17 protein-coding genes, 1 tRNA gene and 2 pseudogenes are annotated in these 25,612 nt (G+C 47.1%); 7 read left to right on the top strand and 13 right to left on the bottom strand.

Annotated elements, in window-relative coordinates; translation table 11 throughout:
• Window positions 1-106: 106 nt before the first annotated feature.
• Complete coding sequence (locus ACYVGR_RS04810) at window positions 107-2,662, bottom strand: DUF7133 domain-containing protein (protein WP_460954140.1); 2,556 nt, start codon at window positions 2,660-2,662, stop codon at window positions 107-109.
• 229 nt (window positions 2,663-2,891) lie between these two features.
• On the opposite strand from ACYVGR_RS04810, the pseudogene ACYVGR_RS04805 reads away from it, so the two are divergent.
• Both ACYVGR_RS04805 and ACYVGR_RS04800 read left to right on the top strand, forming a co-directional pair.
• A pseudogene (locus ACYVGR_RS04805) lies at window positions 2,892-3,064 on the top strand (IS982 family transposase); the annotation flags it as partial.
• A 138-nt stretch (window positions 3,065-3,202) separates the two neighbouring features.
• A complete protein-coding gene (locus ACYVGR_RS04800) occupies window positions 3,203-4,702 on the top strand; it encodes a DUF952 domain-containing protein (protein WP_460954139.1) in 1,500 nt (499 codons plus the stop codon).
• 54 nt (window positions 4,703-4,756) lie between these two features.
• Here the strand turns inward: ACYVGR_RS04800 and ACYVGR_RS04795 are convergent, their stop codons facing one another.
• From ACYVGR_RS04795 to ACYVGR_RS04780, 4 genes and pseudogenes are all read right to left on the bottom strand, one after another.
• A complete protein-coding gene (locus tag ACYVGR_RS04795; RefSeq protein WP_460954138.1) occupies window positions 4,757-5,140 on the bottom strand; it encodes a VOC family protein in 384 nt (127 codons plus the stop codon).
• 158 nt (window positions 5,141-5,298) lie between these two features.
• Entirely contained in the window at window positions 5,299-5,685 is a 387-nt protein-coding gene (locus ACYVGR_RS04790) for a helix-turn-helix domain-containing protein (protein ID WP_460954137.1), read from the bottom strand.
• A gap of 19 nt (window positions 5,686-5,704) precedes the next feature.
• Window positions 5,705-5,890 (bottom strand): annotated as a pseudogene (locus tag ACYVGR_RS04785) (c-type cytochrome); the annotation flags it as partial.
• Between the two features lie 232 nt (window positions 5,891-6,122).
• The gene (locus ACYVGR_RS04780) at window positions 6,123-7,910 is read right to left on the bottom strand and encodes an ABC transporter ATP-binding protein (RefSeq protein WP_460954136.1); all 1,788 of its coding nucleotides are present in this window, start codon (window positions 7,908-7,910) and stop codon (window positions 6,123-6,125) included.
• Window positions 7,911-8,133: 223 nt separating this feature from the next.
• Between ACYVGR_RS04780 and ACYVGR_RS04775 the strand changes: the two genes are divergently transcribed.
• From ACYVGR_RS04775 to ACYVGR_RS04765, 3 genes are all read left to right on the top strand, one after another.
• On the top strand, window positions 8,134-8,673 hold the full coding sequence (locus ACYVGR_RS04775) for a hypothetical protein (RefSeq protein ID WP_460954135.1): 540 nt from the start codon (window positions 8,134-8,136) through the stop codon (window positions 8,671-8,673).
• A 133-nt stretch (window positions 8,674-8,806) separates the two neighbouring features.
• Window positions 8,807-12,304, top strand: coding sequence for a tetratricopeptide repeat protein (locus tag ACYVGR_RS04770; RefSeq protein WP_460954134.1), 3,498 nt, complete (start codon window positions 8,807-8,809; stop codon window positions 12,302-12,304).
• A gap of 2 nt (window positions 12,305-12,306) precedes the next feature.
• A complete protein-coding gene (locus ACYVGR_RS04765; RefSeq protein ID WP_460954133.1) occupies window positions 12,307-12,741 on the top strand; it encodes a hypothetical protein in 435 nt (144 codons plus the stop codon).
• A gap of 168 nt (window positions 12,742-12,909) precedes the next feature.
• On the opposite strand, the gene acs is transcribed toward ACYVGR_RS04765, so the two are convergent.
• From acs to pdxH, 4 genes are all read right to left on the bottom strand, one after another.
• Window positions 12,910-14,805, bottom strand: a complete 1,896-nt coding sequence (acs, locus tag ACYVGR_RS04760) for an acetate--CoA ligase (protein ID WP_460954132.1) — start codon at window positions 14,803-14,805, stop codon at window positions 12,910-12,912.
• Between the two features lie 73 nt (window positions 14,806-14,878).
• Window positions 14,879-15,121: a DUF6814 family protein gene (locus ACYVGR_RS04755; protein WP_460954131.1), complete on the bottom strand. Its 243-nt coding sequence runs from the start codon at window positions 15,119-15,121 to the stop codon at window positions 14,879-14,881.
• Between the two features lie 63 nt (window positions 15,122-15,184).
• Entirely contained in the window at window positions 15,185-16,756 is a 1,572-nt protein-coding gene (locus ACYVGR_RS04750) for an MFS transporter (protein ID WP_460954130.1), read from the bottom strand.
• Window positions 16,757-16,925: 169 nt separating this feature from the next.
• Window positions 16,926-17,567 carry a pyridoxamine 5'-phosphate oxidase gene (gene pdxH, locus ACYVGR_RS04745; protein ID WP_460954129.1) on the bottom strand — a complete coding sequence of 214 codons (642 nt, stop codon included), beginning with the start codon at window positions 17,565-17,567 and terminating at the stop codon, window positions 16,926-16,928.
• 83 nt (window positions 17,568-17,650) lie between these two features.
• On the opposite strand from pdxH, the gene ACYVGR_RS04740 reads away from it, so the two are divergent.
• The gene (locus tag ACYVGR_RS04740; RefSeq protein ID WP_460954128.1) at window positions 17,651-19,924 is read left to right on the top strand and encodes a DUF349 domain-containing protein; all 2,274 of its coding nucleotides are present in this window, start codon (window positions 17,651-17,653) and stop codon (window positions 19,922-19,924) included.
• A 139-nt stretch (window positions 19,925-20,063) separates the two neighbouring features.
• Window positions 20,064-20,147 (top strand) — tRNA-Thr (locus ACYVGR_RS04735).
• 969 nt (window positions 20,148-21,116) lie between these two features.
• On the opposite strand, the gene ACYVGR_RS04730 is transcribed toward ACYVGR_RS04735, so the two are convergent.
• From ACYVGR_RS04730 to ACYVGR_RS04715, 4 genes are all read right to left on the bottom strand, one after another.
• Window positions 21,117-21,482, bottom strand: a complete 366-nt coding sequence (locus ACYVGR_RS04730) for a hypothetical protein (protein WP_460954127.1) — start codon at window positions 21,480-21,482, stop codon at window positions 21,117-21,119.
• A 315-nt stretch (window positions 21,483-21,797) separates the two neighbouring features.
• Window positions 21,798-22,253 (bottom strand): replication/maintenance protein RepL, encoded by a 456-nt coding sequence (locus ACYVGR_RS04725; RefSeq protein WP_460954126.1) that lies wholly within the window; start codon window positions 22,251-22,253, stop codon window positions 21,798-21,800.
• Window positions 22,254-22,891: 638 nt separating this feature from the next.
• A complete protein-coding gene (locus ACYVGR_RS04720; protein ID WP_460954125.1) occupies window positions 22,892-23,659 on the bottom strand; it encodes a hypothetical protein in 768 nt (255 codons plus the stop codon).
• Window positions 23,660-24,156: 497 nt separating this feature from the next.
• Entirely contained in the window at window positions 24,157-25,611 is a 1,455-nt protein-coding gene (locus ACYVGR_RS04715; protein WP_460954124.1) for a class I SAM-dependent DNA methyltransferase, read from the bottom strand.
• Window position 25,612: the final 1 nt, after the last annotated feature.

Here is a 25,612-nt window from a genome sequence, read left to right as displayed (position 1 = left end):
GGTATTGTCAAGGGTGGTCAAAAATTGTCAAGTGTTGTCATATCTGGTTTGAACAAGGCATGGCTGCACTTGACAATACCTGACTACGCCTGACCACTTTTGACATCTATTTAGGGCTTGTGGCTTGTGTCTCCTGGATGTATTTGTTTAACTCTTTGGCCGTCCAGGGAACTACGCGACCTTGGGCCAGAATGCGGGTCATTCCCACCGTTCGTTTGCCGATTGGTCCCCCATTATTGCCCCATTCGTTACGGATATACATCAGAATCGAGGTAATTGACTGGTCATCCAGGGTCGAGTGGGCGGGCATAACTGGGAGTATGTCGGGCGCATCGTAAACGCGTTTATTAATTTCAACAGGCCCTTCCATACCGTGTAACAGGACGAGCGCTAATCGTTTCTCGTCGCCCAGCACCCAATCCGAACCAACCAGTGGAGGCCCAAAACGAGGCAGTCCGGCTCCATCGGTACCATGACAGCCCGAGCAGGTATTCAGATACAATTGTCGCCCCGATGCAAATAGCTTTTGCTCTTCATCGTTCAGCAGGCTCTTTTTAGCGGAACTGCTTTTGGCAGCAACATGGCCGGGCCATTCAAACATTGATTCCAGCGAAGCCAGACGCGATGGATCGATTTTGTGGCTGGACTTGGCTAATAGGCTAGGGGCAGCAGCAAGTTTAATAGGTTTGATTTTACTGCTTCCGGCAATCGACATGCTGGTCAGTACAGCCTTCTCCTGCCAGCTCAACGGCTCTTTGTGTGCATCTAAAAGCGCCAGTAGGGAAGTTAACTCAGCAGGGTTTCGCTTTTTGACAATGGCAGTTGTCAGTACCTCAATGAAAATTTCTTTGGCGGGTTCGTGCGTTTGCCATTGGGGTGATTTTAGTAATCGTTGTAAAAAGGCAAACTCCTGATTCTGAAGGCTACTCATGGCTGCATCCCGAATCAAGGCCGACTCTCCATAACGTCCGACTATAGTAGCGAGTAATGACTGAGCAGCAGGTTGGTCGAGTACGCCAGCCGTAAAAGTCATCTGGAGGATTTGCTCAATCGGCGCCTGTTCCCATCTGGCCAACAATTGTTCGCCGAGTTTAGTCCGAATGGTTTTATCCGTTTTGGCAAATGGCTCCAGCAACCGGAGTGCCGTTGAACTAACCAGTGGGTTCGGGTCGGCTACTAACCCAGACAATAGGTTGGGATTGCTGAGTTTCAAGCCGTCCAGCGTCCATAAAGCATGGAATCGCCCAAGCGGTTGGCCCCCTTTCGTGGCCAACGTTGTCAAAGCCGGACCAACCCGTTTGTCGTTCCGGTCGATGAGTAAATGTTGGGCTACATCTCGGTGCCATCCATCGGCATTCGACAATTCTGCCACGAGTTCATCTGACGAGGCACTGGACAGCTTTTTCGCCTTGGGTGCTTTCCAGTTTTGCGGAACAATACGCCAGATACGGCCCCGGTTGACGGGCTTATCCAGCTCGCGGGCAAGGGTTTGCTCTTTCAAATAGGGCGTCACGTACGCTTTGTGCTGGATAAGACCGCGATACATATCCGCAATATACAGAGCGCCATCTGGACCAGTTGCCATGTGAACCGGACGGAAACGTTCATCGGTCGAAGCCAGGAACTCGGTGCCCGGATGAGGATCATGCGCCGTAATCAGCAACCCTTTTTCCTCTACCACATTGCGTTTAATGAGATTCCCGGCGGGTTCACAAACGAACGCATTACCATAATAGGCAGCAGGTAAGGCTGTTCCCCGATAGGCTAGGGGTGAGCAGGCGGCCGTAAATTCCAGTAAATGACCCTCTTTGTCGAGCGTTCCTGGGATATAACCCCGGTTTACGGCTGGATTGGGTCGGATTGGGTAAACTCGCCTGTCGATGGTTAGGCCATGATCGATACCGGTGGTAGGTTTATGATTTTTATTCCGGGATAAGTAGTTTGGAGCCACCAAATCGGCGTGAAGCTGCGACCAGTTGTAGTTGTAGTACAGACGGCCTTTGTCGTCGTAACTAATGCCCCATTGCCCACGAAACTCAGTGCTATCGCGCTCCCATTTTCCGCCGACCAGACGATACCGAAGGCGTGATTTGGCGTTGTAATACCAGTTATCTAACCCCCGCCATAGTCCGTTTGGTGCATGCTCTGGCAGGCCGCTGCCTACATACTGAGCATCAACAACGGTCTTGGTATCGGCTTTCAAGTCACCGTTGAGGTCTTTGGTCATCCACAAAGCGCCATTTTCAGCAACCAGCACACCGCCAGGTACAAAGGCAAGGGCACGGGGCATAACCAGACTGTCGAGATACACTTTACTGACGTCCATCTGGCCGTCGCCATTCGTGTCTTCGAGGACCGACACACGACCAACGGGTTTATCCTCACCATCGCCGTTAACATCGGGCATGAACCCCCGCATCTCAACCACCCAAAGGCGACCATCTTCATCAAAGTTGATGACCACCGGGTCCTGAATCATTGGCTCGGAAGCAACCAGTTGAATGCTCAAACCTGGTTCGAGTTGAAACGTAGCCTGTTCTTCGGCTGGTGTTTTTACAGGTGATGGGCCTTCCCCCAGCGTTGTTCTTACGTTTGTTTTAAAGCTGAGCAAACATAGAAGACTGGCACAAATCAGGCTACTAACATAGACAGGCTTAACCATGAGGCATAAATTGGCATTATAACATGATAAAGCATTATTACGAGGATACTACTTGCGTTGGGTAGCGATATTGTCCGCTTTTGTAAAACTTAAATACTATTTAAACCAGGTTGTGTGGTATAAGCAGAATTGAATAAAAAGGCATGGTTTGAATAGTTTTGAGTCACCAAACCCAAACTATTGACCATGCTCCACTTTGACACCGACGACTTGTGCGATGTGTTCAGTAGACAACGATTATTGTACCAACTGGTTGCGCCAGCGGGCACGGCGGCATGTGGAAACCGACATTAGTCGGTTGGTAGATCGCTGGCCTCGGCGCATTCATGCGGTAACGGCTAACGGCTTTTTGCTCAAAGTGGTGGCTTCATATTAGCCCACTATCTGTTATTTTTCCTTTAACCATATAACTTGAGTTATTAAATGTCTTTATTGACATACTTTTGAGCTTGGTACATGTCAGGCGTTTCGCTGTAAGTTGTGTCAGGGTAACGACGCCCGGTGATTCTGGTAAGACTTTTGTGCATTTGTTCCCCGTCTATGTATCGACAAAATATCGTTCCCCGTTTCCTGCTAATTGCGCTCCTGAGTACGTTGCCGATCGGCGTGTCGATAGCTTCCGAAACTCTTTACTATCTGGTTAAGAAGGCCGATTGGGCAGCTCAATCGGCAAATGCTCATTACCGGCCTACTGCTTTGGCTACCGATGGCTTTATTTCTCTTTTAACGCCAGAACAGGTAATGCTGACGGCCAATGGCTTATATCGAAATCAGACCGATTTGCTCTTAGTGAAACTTAAGGTGTCTGCCGCCGATCCTCGCTTAAAATGGGAGCAAGTGGCGGATCATGACGAATCAATACCGCATTACTATGGCGAACTTCCGCACCTATTAATCAAGAAAGTATATGCGCTGAAGCCCCAAAAAGATGGCGCCTTTAGCCTACCTAATGCCCCATTCCTGAAGCGAGTTAGCGCACATTTACTCCCAAAACGACTTGTCAATAAGTTTCTTAGCTATCAGGAGTGGCAGGATACCGAACGTTTTCATAAGCTTCAGGTCCGGAACTTTCAGCGGGCTAAAGTCCAGCTGCAATGGTGGTATTTCGATTTTTTTCTTCAGGATGGGAGTTCGGTTACGCTGGCGTTTATTCCCCAGCATTGGTGGGAAAAACCCGAATCAGCCAGCGACAAAAAAGCTGTATTTACAATAGCGCTTAAGCCCCAGGAAGGTGCTGTAAAGCGGTTTACGACCGTTGTTCCGCAGTCGACAATTAAAACCTCGGCCAGTCAGCTGGAAATTCCATCTCGCTTGGTCATTCGGGCTGTTCAGGGAAGGGATGACAATCAATTCTCGATTCAGGTAAATTTCCCGGAAATCAAAGGCGAGTTTCTTATTACCCCCACTCAGCTTCCGTTTGCGGCTTACCCGTCGGGCTTGATGCCAGGACCATTGCGTACGGTATTGAGTGGGGCTCCTGTGGGATCACCAAGCTTTAGCTACGTTTCCCAGATTCCGAATGGCGTTGTTTCCGGCTCGCTTGCCTGGAACGATTATCAGGCTCACTTCACCGGTCAGGCTTATCACGAACAAGGTCGACTGAACGACATGCCAGAACGCCAGGGTGGGAGCTGGACATGGTACCACTTTGCGGGCGATGGCTGGAATATTTTTGGTAGTCCGGGTAGCTACATTTATCTACAAAAGGGCGATCAGATTCTGTGTGCAGGCTTTCAATTGATTAGCAAGAATTATACGCTTCAAAACCGTACCTACTCAAGTCCCGATCATGCCAAATTGCTGACGGGAGGGGAAATTCAGTTTCAGCACGAGAGCTTTAGGTTTCGACTCAAAATGGTGCCTTCTACGGCAAAAACATTGGTTTGTTTCCCCTCTGCCAGTCCAAGCCAGGTTTGGGGAACGGTGGGTGGAGAAGCCACACTTTCCATCTCAGACGGCTCTACCACCCAAACGCTTGGCGGTCGAATGTTTCTGGAAAGCTGCTCCTGGGAGATTTATAAAGCCCCGAAAGAGCACTAGAGGCCCATTTTAATTTTCGACAGAAGGCGAGATTAGATGAATAAGAAATGACGCCTATAGCTGAACGAGCTGAATATTATTGCCGCAGGTATCATTAAATACAGCAATCGTTACCGGGCCCATTGTCGTTGGTTTCATACTAAAAACGACCCCGAGTTTTTCCAGTCGTTCGTACTCACTCTGGATATTATCGACGTTAAAGGCCATCAGCGGAATGCCAGCGTCAAATAAAGCTTTCTGATAAACAGCGGCAGGCGCAAAGGCCATTGGTTCAAGGAGTATCTCAATGCCGTCCCGTTCTTCATTTGAGACAACAGTTAGCCATTTATGGTCACCCAAAGGAACCTCCGTTTTCTTGACGAAGCCTAGTATTTCTGTATAAAATTTGAGCGCTTTCTCCTGATCGTCAACTAATAAACTTGTTACTTTAAGTTTCATATCTTCAGCTACACTAAGTTCTGATCGGCAAAGGGCGTTTGCCTTGCTTATGATCCTGGCAAAGGTCTACAATGGTTGCTAAACGCACTTCTCGAAAATTGCTATTTTTCTAGGTGTACCAGCGAAAGTGAGGAAATAGTAAGGTGGTGAATCACCAGCTAAGAACGCAGGTTTTGCCGGTTTTTGTAGGCTTTCGGTGTTGACCCCGTCATCTTTTTGAAAAGCCCCGTAAAAGAGCTGGCACTATCAAAACCAACGGCAAAACAGACGTCTTTGATACAGTCGTTTGTTTGAAGGAGCCGTTTCGCCTTTTCGATCCGAACAAGTGTCAGGTATTGGTGTGGAGTCTGGCCGTATAGCTTCTTGAAAAGACGAATAAAGTGGAATTTTGAGAACGAGGCTTCCTGGGCAATAGCGTCGAGCGTTAGGTTGCCGTCTAATTCGCTATCCATTAGTCGTTTTGCCTGAACAACTTGCTGGCATAGTGCCTCGTTTGGGTAGAGTTCGTTCTTAAATTTTAGTACTTGCTGTTGGTAGAATGTCATGATAAAAACGTTAGCAACCTCACACAGATTCATATTCGGTGGCACTCAGGGTCGCTTTCCTGGTTGGCATTCCCAAAGCGGGATAGCCTCCCGAAATGCTGGTAATCAGCTCGCTCTTGATATTACTCTGCTTCCATTTCCGGTCGACAAAGGCTTCCACTTTCTCGCCGTGACACGAGGAGCAATACGTTTGATAGTTCTCTCTAGTACTCGTCCAATTTAGTTTCTATAGATTCTTTTGATTCTATCGTCTTTGATTATCAGCACAATAGGGCCAACCGCGCGGGCGGCCCCGAGAATCTATAGAATCCCCTAGAATCTAGTTTGCCAAAGCACTAGCCGTTTTTGCGGCTGGCTTCGGCTCAATAAAAAAGCTACTGAGCAAAAACACAGCAACGAAAGCTGCACCCGCTTGAAGCGAAACCCCTGATCTCGTTTTAAACAGCCACTAATTCTTTGCGTTCTCCGATTTGTTGCCGCCACATGGCGTAGTACAATCCTTTCTGGGCTAATAGCTCATTATGGCCACCTTGCTCAACCACATGGCCTTGCTCCAGCACAAAAATTCGGTCGGCGTGCAGGATGGTGCTCAGGCGATGGGCGATGAGAATGGTAATGTGTTGGCGGGAACCTGACAGATCCCGAACCGTTCGGCCAATTTCTTCTTCAGTAAGCGAATCGAGGGCTGAAGTAGCTTCATCGAAGACCAGCAAGGCTGGTTTCCGGAGCAAGGCTCGAGCGATACTCAGTCGTTGTTTTTCGCCACCAGACACTTTCACGCCACCTTCGCCAATGACCGTATCAAGTCCTTGTGGGGCACGAGCCAATAGCGAATCGGCAGCTGCCTGATGCAAGGCCGTCAGGCATTCTTCATCCGTTGCATTGGGAGCCACAAAGCGAAGGTTTTCACGGATAGTCCCGGCAAAAAGCTGCGTATCCTGCGTAACAAAACCGATCTGTTCCCGCAGCTCATCCAGATTGACCTCATAGCCAGGAATATGATTGTACAAAATCTGCCCACGTAGCGGTTTGTATAACCCAACTAGCAACTTGACAAGGGTTGTTTTTCCTGAACCACTGGGCCCAACAAAGGCAATCGTTTCACCCAATTTCGCATCGAACGAAATACCATCGAGCGCTGGTTTGTCGGCGGTGAGGTGTTTGAAGTGAACATCCTCAAAAGCCAGTGTTTTGAGCGTTTCAACAGGTTGCGGATGGGTTGGTTGAACATCACGCGGAGTATCCAGAATCTGCTGGAAATTAGCCAGCGAGGCTTCCGTTTCCCGATATACGTTGATGATGTTTCCGAGTTCCTGCAAGGGTCCAAAAATGGCAAATGAGTAAATAAACAGAGAGAAAAACTCACCCACTGTAATTCGTTCCTGCACCACCAGAAACAGCATAAGCAGCATGATTGCATTGCGAAGTAAATTCACAAACGTGCCCTGAATGAAAGACAGCGACCGGATGTAGCGTACTTTTTTGAGTTCGAGTTTCAGGATTTTTTCGGTCGTACCATTTAGTCGTTCGGTCTCCTGTTGAGCCAGACCGAGACTTTTGACTAACTCGATATTCCGTAAACTTTCGGTGGTAGAACCTGCCAGGGCAGTTGTTTCGGCAACAATTGTTTTCTGTACAGTCTTGATTTTTTTGCTGAGTAACGAACTGACAAAACCCAGCAACGGAATCGTCAGGAAGTAAGCGGGTGCAATGGGCCAATAGACCGTAGCCGCATACCACATCACAAACACAATACCCACGACTGAGGTAAACAGCACATTCACAAACGATTGGATTAATTTCTCAACGTCGGAACGCACTTTCTGTAGCTTGCCCAGCGTTTCGCCCGACCGTTGATCTTCAAATACCTGATAGGGGAGTTCGAGCGAATGACGCAGCCCATCGGTGTAGAGCCGTGCCCCTAACCGTTGGGTAATTACGTTGACGTAATAATCCTGAAAATTCTTGGCGATGCGGCTCACCATAGCAACACCAAGCGCCTGCAAAATCAGGAGACCTGCCCCATTTTTGAGGAAGCCCCAGAACCCCAACGGTCGCAGAGTGCCACCGGGCGAATCCACGCCGGGCTTAACGACGTACTGGTCAATGATTTTTCGGAAGATGTACGGATCAAGCAGCGAGAAAATCTGGTTGATAGCTGCCAACACCAGCGCAAGTGCCAACAGGCCCCAATAGCGCCGTAAATAACTGTAAAGAAGTTGCATAAATAAGTTAGTAGTAATACAAGACGTTGATGAACCAGGCGTACCTAATACCCGACAGCCTCATGAATACAACACAAAACGGAGGATTTTAGGTCGTCTGGAACGAGCTGTTTTAACCGCAGAGAGCGCAAAAGTATCGCGAAGGCCGTATAGCAATAGTTCTTTGCAATCTTTGCGATACCTTTGCGCCGGGCTGCCGGAGTGGTTAAGCCCCCTTTATTTTATGAAAAACGCCTTTCTACTTCTCTTTGGTCTCGGTCTGCTAACGGCTTGTGGTGGAAATTCAGAAAAAAAACAGGAGCCTACCGGTCAATCCACAACGATTACTACAGATTCTGTGACTGCAACAACGCCGAAACCCAAAAATTGCCTATCGGTTGCCGATGCGGATAAACTGGGAAAAGCCGATGTGTATCAGGAGTCAGGTAAATCGATTAAAGTCTCGCTAACCTTAGAGCAGGACACCAGCTCGACACAAGTAGGGAGTGGTTGTTACTTCAATAATACCATTACGGTGCTGGCAACGAAAAAATCGGGCAGTCAGCTGTTCAAGCGAACGTTGCTTAAAGATGATCTACTGTATTTTACCAAAAGTGATGACGCGATCAACCAGTCTATTCTGGAGAAAGTAACCTATAAACCGACCTTCAACGGGCAGCGGTACATCACTTTAACGATGCATCTGCTAGAGCCGGAAAGCAAAAAGACAATGGAATTTACGCTGTTTATGAACTACTTCGGGGAGATTGTGAAGGTGAAGTAGGAAATTCTAATTATAGAAGTCTTTCTCCCCAGCGTACTTGTATTGCAAAATCTGGCCTGGCAAATAATAAAGCCATTAAATTATTTAGTGAAAAGTTAATATCTTTCTACTAAATCTTCCCGCCAGCGCTTTTATGTACGAGAATATAGTTTACGGCAGCTCTCTCACGGCTGGCGGTAATATCCACATTGGTAATAAGTATTATACAGTTGAACGCGATTTTGCGTGTAGCCTCCTCTTCCTCCAGATCAATGCAAATGCCTCAGATTTTGAGTTGATGCTATCAGCGAAAACAGAGAGTGATGAAGTAATACCTCTGTTGCGTGAGATCGTAAAGTTGACGATACCTGACCAGTTTTTTGAACAGGTAGATGCTTTTCAGAGCACTCGACGCAGTTCTTCCGAGCTTATGCGCCGGAACGACAGCAATAACGTTTCTCCTGAAGCCATCGAAACCAGTCTGGCCCAGCAGTTGTACGAGACCTTTTTTACGGGTGGTATTGGGCAAGTATGTCGCGATTTTCTGGAATTATTACAGCGCAGAAAAATAAATGAATTACTGCTGATTATTGCCTCCCCAGATGAGCGAATTCAGAACTTACCCTGGGAGATGGTACTTCCGCAGCTTGGCCCTGGCGATGAGCTTCCTCGTGATAATTTTGGTCTAATTCGTACCCGCGAAACCAGCATTGAGCGATTCAGCAAACAGGGACCAACTGCCAGTATAGCCCCACTCAAGTTGTTATTTATTCCCGCTCTGCCCGAAAACCTGGCTGAGCGGAGTAAACTGCTGGAAATTGAAAAAGAGCAGAAAAAAATCATTGAAGCTGTTCGTGGATTAGAGGCAACAGGTAGTCAGCAGCCCCGGCTAGTAATGGAAATTCTGGACTGTGCTCATCTTGAAGAGATTATAAGTGCCCTTCAAAATCATCATCACGACATTGTGCATATTAGTGGGCATGGGGCCTATGTGGAATCGGTGAGGCAGGGAATGCTGTACCTGGAAAATGAAGACGGCGACGAGCAGCTTGTTTCGGGAAAAGAACTAGGCAAGGCCTTACGGCGATTCGGATCTATAAAATTGCTTGTATTAAGTGCCTGCGAAACGGCAGTAGGAGGCTCGGAGGGAAGCACTGCCGAACAAATGGCCGCTGTTGGATTGCCTGCCGTGCTGGCCATGCGCTTTGCCGTGACAGATGAAGGAGCAAGATTGTTTACCGAAACCCTTTATGAACGACTGGCCTATGGAGACACTCTGACGAAGGCCATGCATGATGCCCGGCAAACATTGTGGGAACACGTAGTCGAACAACGAAAAACTACTCCTCAATTACTACCACAGGCAGAATGGTTTACGCCAGTACTCTATCAGAATCAGGTAGTTGGTAGCCTGGCGGGGCGGGGTACTTATGATAGCGATACGCTAAACCGGTTCTACCCGCCATTGGCATTTCTGGGCGGGAACCGGCTCGTTGGTGAGGGATTTATTGGACGTAAGCGACTTCTGATTCGAATACGGAAGGGGTTTGATGAGGGTGAAGCCATTTGCCTGCATGGATTGGGTGGACTTGGCAAAACCACAACTGCCGAAGCGGCTGCCGATTTGTACCGTCGACGTCACGGCCACGACATTTTGATGTTTCGGACTGGCGAAGTTCAGGAAGCGGTTATCCTGAACCGGCTGTTGGAAAAAGCGAAAACGACCACCCGACTCAGTGAATTTCTGATAAAGCAGTTGGAAGAACGGGTAAATAGTCCCCAAACAACGCCCGAACAGAAGTTACAATACCTGATAACCAGCTACCTGAGTACGCATCCAACCATTCTGATTTTCGATAATGTGGAGGATATACAAACAGGGCCGAGCCACACCATCAGTACCGATGAGCTTCGAACGTTTTTGGAGCATCTACTGAAAAACCTTCCAGAGCATTGTCCTGTACTATTCACAACCCGCTACACTATTCCTGACCTGGCTAGTTGGGTAACGCACGTTCCTATCGACAAAATGACGTATGCCGAGCAATATCGGTACATCAACTATTCCGATACGCTCCGAAAGCTGCCCGTTGACGGGAGAGCCATACTTGACCGCAGGATTGATGGCCACCCTCGGGCGCTGGAACTGCTGGAAGGCTTGCTACGCCGGGACCGCCGGTTTGATCTATCCCGTTTTGATGCTTCTGTTGGGCAGGTTGAAGTACAAATTTTTGAGAACTTACTACTGAAACGGCTGTTTGAGCAGCTAACCGATACTGAACGTACTGTACTAATGGCGGCTGGAATCTTGTTTAGCCGTAGTCCATTGGCTGCACTGGAAGCAATTCTCGACCAGCCAGTCGATTCGTTTCTGTCTATAGTGGAAGCTTTGCGCGACAGCTCGTTATGCTTTTACGACGAGGCCGAGCAGACAGTTGAGGTTCATGCGCTAACCAGGGCCTGGCTCCAGCAGCAAGGTTACCCCGAACCAGAACGCAGAAGGGAATTATCAGCCCGGGCAGGCCAGTATTTTGAGAAGCAAGCCACTTATAACGACTACTGGCTTGCAAAAGACTATTTTGAACAGGCTGAAGCCTGGGAAAACTATGCCAATGTAGCCTTTCGGCTAAATAGCTACTATCAGTTAGTTGGTTTGTACATTACTGCTGAACAGTTAAATCAGGATGTATTGAGAAAAGACATCTCGCCTGAGCTGAATAGTCAGGCACTGAATGGGTTAGGTTTGATTGGACTATATATTGGGGATTACGAAACGGCCTTGAGCTATTTGCAGGATAGCCTGCGCATCCGCCAGCAGATTGGGGATAAGCATGGCGAAGGAGCGACCCTCAACAACATCAGCCAGATTTATGATGCTAGAGGGGATTACGAAACGACCTTAAGCTATTTGCAGGATAGCCTGCGCATCCGCCAGCAGATTGGGGATAAGCATGGCGAAGGGGTGACCCTCAACAATTTAGCAACGACTGCTTATGCCAAGGGGGACTACGAAACGGCCTTGAGCTATTTGCAGGATAGTCTTCGCATCTGCCAGCAGATTGGGGATAAGAATGGCGAAGGGAAGATCCTCAACAACATCAGTCAGATTTATGATGCCAGAGGGGATTACGAAACGGCCTTGAGCTATTTGCAGGATAGTCTTCGCATCTGCCAGCAGATTGGGGATAAGAAGGGAGAAGGGACGCTCCTCAACAACATCAGCCAAATTTATCATGCCAGAGGGGATTACGAAACGACCTTAAGCTATTTGCAGGATAGCTTGCGCATCCGCCAGCAGATTGGGGATAAAAATGGCGAAGGAACGACCCTCAACAATATCAGTCAGATTTATGATGCCAGAGGGGATTACGAAACGGCCTTGAGCTATTTGCAGGATAGCCTGCGCATTAGCCAGCAGATTGGGGATAAAAATGGCGAAGGAACGACAATCAACAATATGGGGGCACTTTATTGGGAACAGTATCAGGATGCAGAAAAAGCTCTTCCCTTGCTCTGGTATGCGTACTTAATTCGTAAACAGCTTGGCTCGCCCAAGGCCAATAACACAATCCAATACCTAAATAATATTTTTGAACAAATCGGCGAGGAGCGTTTCAACCAGATTATTCAATCCATGCAAACCAATTCATAATCATGATCGAAACCCTTATGCCGCAGGCTATGGCCTATCTTACTGATTTACTTCTGAAGAATGAGGAGGTACAGAAGTTTCCCAAAGATTTTTTGTCAGCCTCCGTCCGTTGGGTACGGTCGTGGTTTTTGGAGGATGATCCGGTTACCAAAGCGATTGTCGAGTCAGACAAACCCGCGCCGGTAAAAGAAGCGGTGCTAGAGGCTAAACTATCGGACTTACTCAAAAATCCTAAGTTTGTGCAGGAGTTGCAGGCGCAGTTAGCCGCCTATTCCTACGAGAAAAATGTTATAAAAGACTCTACTCTAAAGATCGTTGGTGATGCACATATTGGAGACACTCAACCACGTGAAGGTGGGCCAACACCAACAAAGGAAAATGTAATAGAAAAAAGCCAACTGGACGTAGGCGGCAATTTTCGGTTAGGGAACGGCTAAACGATATACCATTTAGCTTATAAAAACATGGGATTCTAGCCACAAAAACTAAACGCCGGGCGTTTCCGTCCGGCGTTTAGTTTCATGCTGACGAAAGAAGCATCTTAAGGTATCCTAACTCATTAGTAGCAGGGCTTTAAGATGCTTCCTCCGTCAGCATGACAAAAACTATAATGCTCCCTCCTTAATCTCATCGACCACTGCCGGATCGAGCAGAGTTGAGGTATCGCCTAAATTACTAGTGTCCCCTTCGGCAATTTTGCGCAGGATTCGGCGCATGATTTTACCGGAACGTGTTTTAGGAAGACCCGTTACAAACTGGATTTTGTCGGGCTTGGCAATGGGACCAATGACCCGGCTAACGGTTGCCAGAATATCACGTTTGGTTAGGTCGGCATCGTGTCCGTTTGGTTCCTGATCGGTAATGACGTAAGCGTAAATGCCTTGACCTTTGATGTCGTGCGGATAACCGACTACGGCGCTCTCAACTACACCCGTGTGCATATTGATCGCATTTTCTACTTCGGCTGTACCAATCCGGTGGCCCGATACGTTTAACACATCATCGACGCGACCTGTAATCCGGTAATAACCGTCTTCATCCCGCAAACAACCATCCCCCGTAAAGTACAGACCCGGATAAGTTGCGAAGTACGTCTGACGGCAGCGTTCGTGATCTCCGTAGGTGGTACGAAGAATGCCCGGCCACGGAAATTTTATACAAAGGTTTCCACTAACGCCATTCCCTTCAATTTCTTTTCCATTTTCGTCCACCAGAATTGGCTGAACGCCAGGGAGTGGGAGCGTAGCAAACGTAGGTTTAGTTTTGGTAATACCCGCCAATGGTGAAATTAGAATGCCACCTGTTTCGGTCTGCCACCACGTATCGACAATCGGACAACGGTTTTTACCAATGTGATCGTCGTACCAATGCCAGGCTTCTTCATTGATCGGTTCACCCACCGAACCAAGCACCTGTAAGCTACTTAAGTCGTGGTTCTCGACTTTGTCAAGACCAAAGCCCATCAACGACCGAATAGCCGTTGGAGCCGTGTAAAGAATATTGACTTTGTGCTTATCGGTAATATCCCAGAAACGACCACAATCGGGGTAGGTTGGCACGCCTTCGAAAATCACCGAAGTAGCGCCCGATGCCAATGGACCATATACGATATAGCTATGCCCTGTAATCCAGCCAATGTCGGCAGTACAGAAAAACACCTGGCCGGGTTCATATTGAAACACATTCTGGAACGTATAGGTCGCGTAAACCATGTAGCCACCACAGGTATGCACAACACCTTTAGGCTTGCCGGTAGAGCCAGACGTATACAAAATGAAGAGCATGTCTTCAGCGTCCATTACCTCAGCGGGGCAATCGGCTGTGACTTGCTTTAATTCCTGCTCCCACCAAATGTCACGGCCTTTTAGCATGGACACTGGAGTGCGGGTACGCGTCATAACGATCACTTTCTGAACGCTTGGGCAGCCAATCAGCGCGTCGTCTACGGTACTTTTGAGTGGAATTTCCTTATTGCCCCGATACGAACCATCGGCTGTAACGACCACTTTACACTGCGAGTCATTAATTCGGTCAGCGATACTTTGTGCCGAAAAACCGCCAAATACCACCGAATGGACGGCGCCAATTCGGGCGCAGGCCAGCACGGCAATGGCTAGTTCAGGAACCATTGGCAAGTAAATACAGACCCGGTCGCCTTTGACAACGCCGTTGCGTTTCAGCACATTGGCAAACCGGCAAACCTGATCGTGCAGCATTCGGTAGGTAAGCGTAACACCCGCTTCGTTCGGATCGTTGGGTTCCCAGATGATAGCCGGCTGATCACCCCGCTCGGCCAGGTGCCGATCAAGACAGTTTTCGGTAATGTTTAGCTTGCCGCCAATGAACCACTTAACATTCGGCTCGTTGAAGTTCCATTGCAGGGTTTTTGTCCAGGGTTTGCGCCACAGGAAATTCTGAGCGATTTCGGCCCAGAACTCTTCTGGGTCGTCAACACTTTTCTGATAAGCTGTCTGGTACTCGTCAAAGGTTCGGATACGCATAATAATTAAAGAGCGAAAGAGTGAATGAACGAATGAATAAAATCGCTCAAGCAAAAAGGTGCCACAAATCTATTCACTCTTTCGCTCTTTCGTTCTTTCGATCATTAGAATATTCTCCATCCAGAGCATACTTCCCGAAAAGGATTAGTCCGCCCACAACGATGGGGACAAGTACGCAAAGCACGACCCACCCAAAAACACGGTCTTCGAGCTTGTCGCTACCGATTTTAGTTAAGCTGTCGGTAATGCGTTCGTAACCAACGTAAATGCCGAGTAGTATCCAGATAATGCCGAAATATTTTTTGAGTTGTTCCATGTTTTAATGAGTGAAAGAGCGAATGAATGAAAGAGTGAAATGTTCCAGCAAGTTTTCGCTCATTCACTCATTCACCCTTTCGCTCTTGTTATTTAAGTAAAGCAATCCAATGACTAAACATACGCCCGCTACCAGAATCGGGTACCAAAGCCCTTCGAGATAGGGTTTCGCTACCGAACCGGGAGCGACTTCGTTCGCTTTGGTGGCTGTTGCTACCAGGGCGGTGGCAATGAATGGGGTTAGTCCACCAAAAATGCCATTGCCAATATGATACGGCAGCGACATGGACGTATAGCGAATACGGGTTGGGAATAATTCGACCAGGAAGGCCGCAACAGGGCCATACACCATTGTTACATAAATTACCTGTATAAAGATCAGTAAGACCATTAGCCAGAAGCTGCCCGTAGGTAAGATAATGGTTTTAGTCAGTTCGGGCTTTGATGGTTTGTCTCCTGGATTCGTGGTGACCGTTTTTTCAATCTCTTTAGCGATGAGCCCACCTTCGTAAAAGTGGTTTTTCGTCATCGTGGTTAGCAAACTACCATCGTCCTGCTTTGTCGATTTTCGGTCAATCGTTTGCGCATCGACAAACTCCTGCTTCTGGCTTAGATCGCTCAGGCTGTACAACTTGTCATAAATGGGACGGTAGGTCAGAACACCCAACGCCATACCCGCCAGCATAATGGGTTTGCGGCCAATTCGATCGGATAATCCACCAAATACGATAAAGAAAGGAGTGGCTGCGAGTAACGCAATCGCGACGATCATATTCGATTGAACGAACTCAATATTGCAGGCTTTCTGAATAAACGACAAAGCGTAAAACTGCCCTGTGTACCAGATAACACCCTGCCCGGCTGTAGCTCCAAACAGCGCCAACAAGACCATTTTCAGGTTCTGCTTCTTGCCAAAACTTTCTGCCAGTGGGTTTTTCGAGAGATTTCCTTCAATTTTTAATTTGGAAAACAAAGGCGACTCGGCCATCCGTAGCCGAATGACGATGGATACGCCAACTAGAAGAATCGATAACAGAAACGGCACCCGCCAACCCCAGGCCGCAAATTTGTCAACGCCCAGCGATTCGCGGGTTAGCAAAATCACGCCTAATGATACAAACAAACCTAATGTAGCGGTCGTCTGGATAAAACTGGTATAGTAGCCTCGTCGGCCTTCGGGTGCGTACTCGGCCACGTAGGTTGCAGCGCCACCATATTCTCCACCAAGAGCTAAGCCTTGAATGAGTCGAAGCAACAAAACCAGTAGGGGAGCCCAGAAACCAATGGTTGCATAGCCCGGAATGAGTCCGATAGCAAAAGTTGAACCACCCATTAGCACCAGCGTCACTAAAAACGTGTATTTCCGACCGACCAGATCGCCCAATCGCCCAAACACCAATGCACCAAAGGGACGTACAATGAAGCCTGCCGCGAAGGTTGCCAGGGTTGACAGTAAGGCGGCTGTAGGGTTATCTTTTGGGAAAAATTGCGACGATAATATGGCCGCCAGACTACCGAAAATGTAGAAATCGTACCATTCAATGAGTGTTCCGACCGATGAGGCCGAGATGACACTGAATAAAGTACGTTTATCAACCGTTGATTTCGGTTTCGCTTTGCTTCGCTTGGCACTCATAAAGAATAGGAAGGGAGAGATTTCGCTTACCAAAGCGATTTAGGAGTAGCATTTACCTTATAGAATGGCGAAATCGGACCGCCGAAGCGGAGCGAATGAGTGAAAGAGCGAAATTATATGCTGCCGATGCTCTTCGCCCTTTCACTCATTCGCTCTTTCGCCATTACATTTACGGCGCTAGCCGTTCAATCTGCCAATTGCCATCTATGATTTTATAGCGAATCCGGTCGTGTAATCGGCTTGGGCGACCTTGCCAGAATTCGATGGCATCGGGCAACACCCGGAAACCTCCCCAGTAGGGTGGTCTGGGAATGGGCTGACCCGCAAATTGAGCTTCCAATTCTCGCTGTCGATTTTCCAGTACGTCGCGGCTTTCGATCACATTACTTTGGTTTGAAACCCAGGCGCCAATCTGACTGCCCCGCGGGCGACTACTGAAGTAAGCATCCGATTCTTCTGGCCGAACTTTTTCCACCACACCCTCAATCCGAATTTGCTGTTCAAGTTCGGCATAAAAAAAAGTGAGTGTGGCAAACGGATGGTGCGTAAGTTCCTGCCCTTTCCGGCTTTCATAATTAGTATAAAAAACAAAGCCCCCGTTTGATACATCTTTCAGTAAAACGATTCGCCCATCTGGACGACCCTCACCTGTAACGGTACTGACATGCATCGCATTGGGCTCTGGAACCCCTGCCTGCACCGCTGCATCGAACCATTGCCGGAACTGAATAATCGGATCTGGAGCGACCTCAGCAGCGTCTAAACCGCTTAGTGTGTATTCATTACGTAAATCACTGATAGCTGATGACATTCTGTGGGCTTGTTTAAAGGCTGTACTACAAGAAAATTCGCATTTTATCGTACTTTTGCAAAAGTAATCGGTACGTTCCCAACATGGCAAACCAAGAGCAGGAAATTAACCAGCAACCAGAAACCACTCCACAGGCTGAAGGATCGCTGGCAGTGCACATTCCCGAAGATACCACAACACCCGCTGTGGTCACCCCCGAGGCATCAATCGAGGGTAGTGAGGCTACGCCTGAATTGGCGGAAGTCGACACCACACCAGCTGCTGAAACGCAGTCGACTGAAGCGAGTGAATCTGATATAGCGACTCCCTCAACACCCACACCCGTTGAAAGTAGTACGTCTGTAACTCCTTCGGATGAGATCGCCGAGACGCCCGAAGTGGCTGAGGTTGATTCTACGGAGGAAGTTGCTCCAGTATCCGTTGACGAGCCTGCAGATATACCTGTAGTGGAGCCAACTGCAGCTGTATCGATCGACGTACCGGAAATCAGTGAAGAAATCACAGCGCAGTATGCCGACGTACCAGAGGTCGAAGATGAAACGGTGACTCATTCTGCCGTTGATTACAGTCAGTTCACCAAGCAGGATTTTGTTAATCTATTGGAAACGCAACTGGCTGCGATCAGCACAGCATCAGTTAATCCCAGCGATTTCAAGAAGGCCGATCTGGTACTGAAAGAAGTTAAGCCGCTCTTCGATCAGATGAAGCGGGCAGAGCGTGAGGCCGCTTTGCAAGCCTATGTTGCTGAAACAGAGGCCGAAGAAGGCTTTGAATACAAATATGATGAGTCTGTTACTCGTTTCGACGAGTTATATAAACAGATCAAGAGTCAGAAGAATACCTACTTCCAGAATTTAGATAAGGCTAAAGAAACCAACTTTGCTTCGAAAACAGAGTTGCTGACGCGCTTACGGGAGTTGGTTGAAACGGATGAAAACAATGCCGGTGATCCTAAAGTAAGCTGGAACGAATTCAAGAAAATTCAGGACGAGTGGAAATCGGCCGGAAACATGAATTCGCCCCATAACGCAACGCTTTGGGCAACCTATCATGCATTGGTTGACCGGTATTATAGCAACCGGAATATATACTTTGAATTGAAAGAACTCGACCGTAAACGAAATACCAGCCTGAAAACGGAGGTGATCGAGAAGGTCGAAGCGATGGCAAAAGCATCGGAAGAAACGTCGGTAACCCGGCAGACTATCGATGAGGCTAATGCTTTATTCGAAGAATATAAACACATCGGTCCGGCTCCTAAAGCTGAGCAGGAAGTATTGTGGGGTCGGATGAAAGCCGCTCTGGATGTTCTGTACGACAAACGTCGAGGACAAACCAATGAGCAGCGGAAAGAGTCGGCTCTATTATACGAAGAGAAGTCAGCGATTTATGAAGAATTAGTACCCATTACTTCATTTGCCTCGAACAGTATTAATGACTGGAACGACAAAACGAAGGCAGTTATGGCTTTGCAGGATCGCTGGAATGCGATCAAAGGGCCAATGCCTCGTGAAGAAGGCAAAGAGTTGAGTAAAAAATTCTGGGCTGCATTAAAAACGTTCTTCCACAACAAAGGCGAATTTTTCCGTCAACTCGAAAGCAAGCGGGAAGAAAACCTACGGGCGAAAGTTCAACTCTGCGAACAGGTTGAAGCAATTCTGGCTTCGGGCGAAGAATCTCCAGAATTGACGCAGACGGTTATTGAATTACAGCGTCAGTGGAAAAATATCGGTCAGGTTCCCGAAAAGCAGAAAAATACGATTTTCGATCGGTTCAAAGCGGCCTGCGATGCGTTCTTTAATAAGAAACGCTCGAAAAATCAGGAAACGGAACGAGAGTTTGAAGCTAATTTGGCGCAGAAAATTGCCCTTATCGAGCGCATTGAAGCGGCTGCCAGTGCTAACGCTGACCTATCGGAATTGAACGAGTTCAAGAAAGAGTGGAATGCAATCGGCTTCGTTCCCAAAAAAGATATGCAGTCTACCCAAAAGCGGTATATCAATGCCGTTAATGCATTGGTAGGGGCAACGGGTAAAATTCCTGCCAAAGACAAAGAGCGTATTATGCTTCAAAGCGAAGCTGAAGCTACCCGCTCTGGCGGTTCCCGTAACGGTGGCGGACGTGACCGTGATTTCAATCGGGGTGGCGGTGATAGCGCCGGTAATAAGCGCGAAGGCGATATTCGTCGACGTATTACAGCGATCGAAAACGATATTGCTACCTATCGGAATAACATTGAATTCTTTGCTCGCTCAAAGAATGCTGATAAGCTCCGTGCTGATATCGACAAGAAAATCGCTGAGGCTGAAAAGCAATTGGAAGACCTGCGGCATCAGTTACGAGTAGCTCAGGCGTAAAATAGCTTGAAAAATCAAAAAAGGTGGCCTAATTCAGAATCAGGCCACCTTTTTTGATTTTTTTTTAGGGACTGTCTTGCAAAGAAAACTCAAATTGCCTACTTTTGCATCACGATTCGGAAACGAGTTGAGAATTGTTGCCAGTGTCGGATAGCGGTCGATTCCGCCTGATTTGTAATCAGGATGCGCAAGCGCGTCGGGGGTTCGAATCCCTCCACTGGCTCAGGGAGTTAGCTCTCAAAACAACTTACCCCGATGGTATCTTCTCCAGGAAGGTAACACCGGGGTAAAACATTTTTAGGCCCCGGAGCGATTCAGGTAACGAGTCAGCCGAAAGGTAATAAATTTTCCTGCTGATAGCCTCTAAACAGATTGAGGTTAACATGACTTAACCTAGCTACGGGCTATCTACAAAACTCATCGCTTCGACTTATTTAATAGGTAGACACTAAACTGCTGGAGCTTCAACCAAAAGTCACTAAGCTTTAAAGCAAGGTGTCTGATCTTAGCCCAGGTAGACAACGAGGTTAGGAGCGGTCCATTCTTTTCTGTTTTATAATGAGATCCCTACCAGTTCGAAAAAGAGCCCGGCCGTCAGGAAAAAGCCATAAAACTGCTATAATTAGCAATGTAGGTAAATAAACTAATTGCCAGTAGAGCAGAGAGACCCTAGTTACTACATTATCAATATCGTACGGGCTAATCTGGTAGTTACCATTTATCCGACGGCTGAGAACTTCTAATGGAAATTCTACCCAGGGGCCTATAAAGAGACGAGCCACGTAGGCATCATAGGTTTGTGTCCATCCCAACGCTAGGCATAATACCTTTCCTACCGGGTGTGCATGGTAAATTGTTCGAAGGATTGTTGTCACTTTAGCTCTGATCTTGATCACTTCCTACCGAAAATCTTTGTAATGAAGAATAGTGCCGAACTCTTCTTTCTGACCCAGCCTAGCCGGTCCCAAAACCTACCCGTCGGGTATATCTTTACTCTGAGTTGCCTAGGTAAGAGTTCAGCCTATTGTCGACCTTATGCTTTCTCTTCCAACTTTTGTAAAGGGCAAGTAGAGCCTATCAATGCTGGGCCATTACCGTTAAAACCTGTTTAATGTCCCTCTAGAAGCTAATCGTGTCTGAATCTTTCCTGGCCATGGGATTGATACTGTGAGAGTAAGATTAGTGATACAACTTACTCATGAAGCCAAGCCCAGAACCGTAGTAGCCAATTTTTAGACTGACCTGGCTTTGGTATATAGACAGGATCTGCCAGTAAATTACCAATCTCTTTGCCGGTAGACTGGTCAAAATAACGTTCGGAATAGATGGCTCCATTGGGTAGCCTCTCTATAATATCTGGAAACCTCTTTTCTCCTTTTTTTAAGAGAGTTGGAGGAGGGAGAGTCGCTAGGTTTTCCGAGGTTTCCGGCAAGTAGCCCAGTTGGACTACCTGTAGGATACGACCTGTATCCGGATCCCGTTTCTTGACCTTATACCAAAGTGCCCCCATTTTGAACTCATTCTGGGTAGTATACCGTAAGTCTTCTGTCTGTTCCATGGCCATGTAACTTTATTGCTGGCTACGGACATAAACCTAATTAAAATTCCTGAAATGGAGAATATTGCCGAATTCTTCCTGCTACCCGGCGGCAACCTGACACCGGAACCGCCCCGAAAGCCCCCGCCTGTCTGCCTACGAACGGCGGGTACTGGCCAAGAAAGAAACCAGAAACAATGTCACGTCCTTGCTGGGAGCCCTGAGAGTTGAATCAATTACCAGAGGAGGGTCTAACTATTACCAGGCTTTTAGGAGTCAAAATCTGCCTGTTGAGAGCCAGCCAGAGCAAAGGATTGTGGTAGCCAGAGGAACCGTTCAGCAGTTTTTGCAACCCAGCTCAATAATAGCTTTAAGTTCCCTATTACGACTGCTGGTATTCCCACGGAAAGCATATCGGGGGTTGAGGTAATAAATTTTTTGTTCGGGCGAGAAGACCAACTTACATTTCTTCAGTTCAGTCAGTGAGTTAGCTACATTACTTTCCGAAATAGAACTATGATTGGCAATTTCCTTCCGAGTCTTACGGCCAATTTCTATAGGTGTACCTGGTCGATAGTGCAGAAGGAGGTAAGCATATACCTGAATAGCCCCATATGTAAGGTCTTTAAAGATGCTCAGTAGGGAGGTATAAACTAGTAAGAACTCTTCCTTGGAATTGGCAATGTATGTGTGAATTTTTTGGTCGACCTTCACAATATCGCCTGTGTCGGCATCAAAATAATTGTCCCGTTCAACCAAACTGGCTTTAAGATAAGATTTTCGTCTGTTCATGTGATTCCTGCTTCCTTTGCTCACGGATAAGTGACAGGTATTCTACTGGTCGATATTCTAAATTATTAAGAATACCATGCCTTTTCAATTAAACATTATTACTCAGATCAGAATACGTTGTTCTAACATGCAGTAATAAACAGTAGTTTTTGAAGGAATAACTACCTGGATTTCATACTGAAAACCAGTATTTTACAAGTAAATACCCTTCTATCTATCCTACTCCTGGTCCTAACAGATTATCTCTAACGGTTGGATACCATACCCCCATAGATGTAAATGACAGGCAGTATTCTGGCTAAGCTTTGGCAATACTTGTAGCTATCAGGTTTTACTACTGAGATCACTACATTAATAGCAATTGATCTTTACCGTCCTGGTAACTGTTAGATGCCACTGTTCAACGATCTTCCAACCCGCTATAGCATATAGCTCAGAGAGGCATTAGCCCTTTTCGAAGCTATATTCCATTAAGTAAAGCATTTAACCTACCATTCAACTAGGCTAGAAGTAGGTAATTTATTTCACTCTAGTTCCTGATCTCAAAAAATTAGACTTCACACGTTTAAGTACCTGATGATGAGTTTACCGGAGCCACTTTTACGACCTAGGTAAACTATCATCAGGCACAATAAAGTCTAATTATAAAACACCATATAAGGAACCCCATTGGCAATAACATGGTCAATAGGCGTGACAATAGCTCTATCAACCAGCTTCTGTGCCTCCAATGAATCGCTAAAGGAAAGGGAGTAAGCCCGAGATTGTTGAATGATCAAATTTTCGTATTTTAATTCTTCAATCCTTTTCTCACACCATTCAACGAACTCAAGGGAATCATCGGAAAGCCACAAAGCCAACTCTTCGATCAGTTCTTCAACAATCCATATTCCCCCACCGGCATTAGAAGGCCCAGAATGATAGACAAATATCTGGTCGACAAACTTTGACATTTTTGTAAAACAATCACTTAAAGCTTGGCTAGCCTCGGTAGTAGTCAAATAATCAAAGATATTAACATTGAGGGCCTGACATATTTGCAGAGCATTAGCCATAATGCGATTATTCTCAATAGAAAAACAGATATCGTGGTTTTTGTATTCCCTTCTAAAAAGTTGTTTTGTTGGCATTTGGCGTGCCAGAGAATTAACCCAGTAGGAATGAAAGGCCTCATTAATTTTTTTCCTAAGAACCTGTTGATTATTTTTTGCCAGTAGACTAATTACATGCATTTGCTGCTCAGAGAAAAGGTATCCGTCGGCTCCTAACCGACGAGTTTCATTTAATATACCTGGGTATTTCTGCAAGCATTTAATTAAATCATTATGGTCTATACTGTACCAGTTGGCCAGGGTATAGCTACTCACATAGGGAATACCATTCAAAATGGTCAGCCTAATGTCCATAATACAAAATGTTAAAATGTTAAAAATAGCCGGTGAAGAGCCCAAACCTGACTATGGTCGAGGAACCAGCTTTTCGAAGTAATTTAAACAGTACCGGACCGGTACATATTACTTCGATGAAACTATGAAAGAACAATGGAGATTGAAGCCTATTTACAATCGGTTACCGATTTAGGCAACAGAAAAAGTCTTTGTAAATGTTGTCAACCCGTTAACAGGTTCCACTCAACTAGACTATTTCTATAAGTAGAATTGGCAGTAAATCTGCTAAAAAGCTCTTTAACGAATATCAAAACAATATTCAGAGCAAAAGACCATAACTCCACCGAGTTAAAGATTTACCATGACAAAGGTAATCATCTTTTTAAAAGGTAACCTTTATTGGAATAAAATCTATTTATAGATATTACCTATAGATTAGGTTATAGGTTATAACACCAAACACTTATCTCCTACAATCAAATTAAGTTAAGCCGTATGCTTTTATTTGATCCCTACTACCTGGCCTGTAACTGACTAACGATCTGCCGGAAGCTCCCCAGGGCCGACTCCAGGTTGTCGACTATTTCCATTGCCAGTTGGTCGGGGTCAGGGAGGTTGTCCAGATCGCCCAGGCTGTCGTCTTTGAGCCAGAAGATGTCCAGACTGGTTTTGTCCCGGCCAATGATGTCATCATAGCTGAAGCTCCGGAAACGTTCGGTTTCCTGCCTGTCATGACGATTACCTGGCCGGTAGCATTGAATAAAATCCTGGAGATGGTCCAGCCGGAGCGGATTGGTTTTCAGGGTATGTTTAATATTGGTCCGGTAGTCATAAATCCACACCTGCTTCGTCCAAGGGTCCTTACTGGCCGGTTTATTATCAAAAAACAGGACGTTTGCCTTGACTCCCTGAGCATAGAAAATGCCCGTTGGAAGCCGTAGGATGGTGTGCAAATCGGTACTTTGAAGCAGCCTTTTTCGAACAATTTCCCCGGCTCCCCCTTCAAACAGTACGTTATCGGGCAGAACCACGGCCGCCTGTCCGTCGATCTTCAGCAGGGACCGGATATGCTGTAAGAAGTTCAGTTGCTTGTTGGAGGTCGAAGCCCAGAAATCCTGCCGCTGGTAGGTCAGTGCTTCCCGCTCCTGCTCCCCTTCCTCATTGGTCACGGTAATACTGCTCTTTTTGCCGAAGGGTGGATTAGCCAGTACATAATCATACCGCTGCGAAGGCAGGCTGATCAGGCTGTCGTTTCGCTCAATGGGGGGCTCACTGTTGAGATCGCCGATGTTGTGCAAGAAGAGGTTCATCAGACAGAGCCGGGCCGTGGCCGGTACAATTTCCCAACCATGAAAGGTTTCGTACTTCAGGAATTTCAACTGGTCCCGGTCCAGCTTCTGTTTGGCCAGGAAGTCGTAGGCCGCCAGAAAGAAACCTCCGGTGCCACAGCTTGGATCGGCAATGGTTTTCATCGGCTCCGGACGGATACAGTCCACCATGGCCCGGATCAGGGGCCGAGGGGTAAAATACTGCCCGGCTCCCGATTTGGTATCTTCGGCGTTCTTCTCCAGCAGGCCTTCGTAAATATCCCCTTTAACATCGGTATCCAGCCCAATCCAGGTTTCGGCGTTGATAAGCTGTACCAGCTTGTAGAGCTTTGCCGGGTCCTGAATTTTGTTCTGGGCCTTGAAAAAGATCTGCCCGATCATCCCCTGCTGTTTGCCTAGTTCATTGAGGGTGTGTACGTACTGGACCTCCAGCTCAGCCCCGTTCTTATCGGTCAGGCTGTCCCAGTTGTAGGCTCCGGGGATGTGGGTATCCCGAAAGTAAGGTGGCTTACTGTACTCATCGGCCATTTTCAGAAACAGCAGGTAGGTCAGTTGTTCCAAATAATCACCGTAGCCCATGCCGTCATCGCGGAGGGTATTACAGAAATTCCAGACTTTTTGGACTAAAGCAGTAGAGCTCATG

It is taken from the genome of Spirosoma litoris (genome assembly GCF_054776755.1).
The sequence above is the reverse complement of the archived record's forward strand: the minus strand, read 5'-3'. Positions and strand labels throughout refer to the sequence as shown.